General features: G+C 49.8%; 1 rRNA gene. It reads left to right on the plus strand.

Going from position 1 to position 1,784, the window contains the following annotated elements:
- Positions 1–202 precede the first annotated feature (202 nt).
- A 16S ribosomal RNA gene (locus ACYIAJ_RS11220) occupies positions 203–1,740 on the plus strand.
- Positions 1,741–1,784 lie beyond the last annotated feature (44 nt).

Below are 1,784 nucleotides of genomic sequence, written 5' to 3' on the forward strand. Positions count from 1 at the left end.
CCCTTGAGACAGCAAACTAAAGCGGTAAAATGTTTGGTTAATATAAAAGCTGTCAGCTCTTTAAAAAGAAGAAACAGACAATCTGTGTGGGCACTTGCGAGACGAAGAATGAAAAGTCTACGGACTTAAAAATTAAGTCTTGATAAGTGACACTGAAGATTCATTTGAATATGTCAGAGACAGTTATTGAGCATCAAACTTTAAATTGAAGAGTTTGATCATGGCTCAGATTGAACGCTGGCGGCAGGCTTAACACATGCAAGTCGAACGGTAACATGAGTGCTTGCACTTGATGACGAGTGGCGGACGGGTGAGTAAGGTATGGGGATCTGCCGAATGGAAGGGGACAACAGTTGGAAACGACTGCTAATACCGTATAATGTCGTGAGACCAAAGCATGGGACTTTCGGGCCATGCGCCATTTGATGAACCCATATGGGATTAGCTAGTAGGTGGGGTAAAGGCTCACCTAGGCGACGATCTCTAGCTGGTCTGAGAGGATGACCAGCCACACTGGAACTGAGACACGGTCCAGACTCCTACGGGAGGCAGCAGTGGGGAATATTGCACAATGGGGGGAACCCTGATGCAGCCATGCCGCGTGTATGAAGAAGGCCTTCGGGTTGTAAAGTACTTTCGGTGATGAGGAAGGTAGCGTATCTAATAGGTGCGTTAATTGACGTTAATTACAGAAGAAGCACCGGCTAACTCCGTGCCAGCAGCCGCGGTAATACGGAGGGTGCGAGCGTTAATCGGAATGACTGGGCGTAAAGGGCATGTAGGCGGATAATTAAGTTAGGTGTGAAAGCCCTGGGCTCAACCTAGGAATTGCACTTAAAACTGGTTATCTGGAGTATTGTAGAGGAAGGTAGAATTCCACGTGTAGCGGTGAAATGCGTAGAGATGTGGAGGAATACCGGTGGCGAAGGCGGCCTTCTGGACAGATACTGACGCTGAGATGCGAAAGCGTGGGGAGCAAACAGGATTAGATACCCTGGTAGTCCACGCTGTAAACGATGTCGATTTGGAGTTTGTTGCCTAGAGTGATGGGCTCCGAAGCTAACGCGATAAATCGACCGCCTGGGGAGTACGGCCGCAAGGTTAAAACTCAAATGAATTGACGGGGGCCCGCACAAGCGGTGGAGCATGTGGTTTAATTCGATGCAACGCGAAGAACCTTACCTGGTCTTGACATCCACAGAATCTTGTAGAGATATGAGAGTGCCTTCGGGAACTGTGAGACAGGTGCTGCATGGCTGTCGTCAGCTCGTGTTGTGAAATGTTGGGTTAAGTCCCGCAACGAGCGCAACCCTTATCCTTTGTTGCCATCGGTTAGGCCGGGAACTCAAAGGAGACTGCCGTTGATAAAGCGGAGGAAGGTGGGGACGACGTCAAGTCATCATGGCCCTTACGACCAGGGCTACACACGTGCTACAATGGCGTATACAAAGGGAGGCGACCTCGCGAGAGTAAGCGGACCTCATAAAGTACGTCTAAGTCCGGATTGGAGTCTGCAACTCGACTCCATGAAGTCGGAATCGCTAGTAATCGTGAATCAGAATGTCACGGTGAATACGTTCCCGGGCCTTGTACACACCGCCCGTCACACCATGGGAGTGGGTTGCACCAGAAGTAGATAGCTTAACCTTCGGGAGGGCGTTTACCACGGTGTGGTTCATGACTGGGGTGAAGTCGTAACAAGGTAACCGTAGGGGAACCTGCGGTTGGATCACCTCCTTACGAAGAGCTCGTAAGTGTTCACACAGATTGTTTGTTTAGAAGAA

It is taken from the genome of Gilliamella sp. X-46, assembly GCF_057063525.1.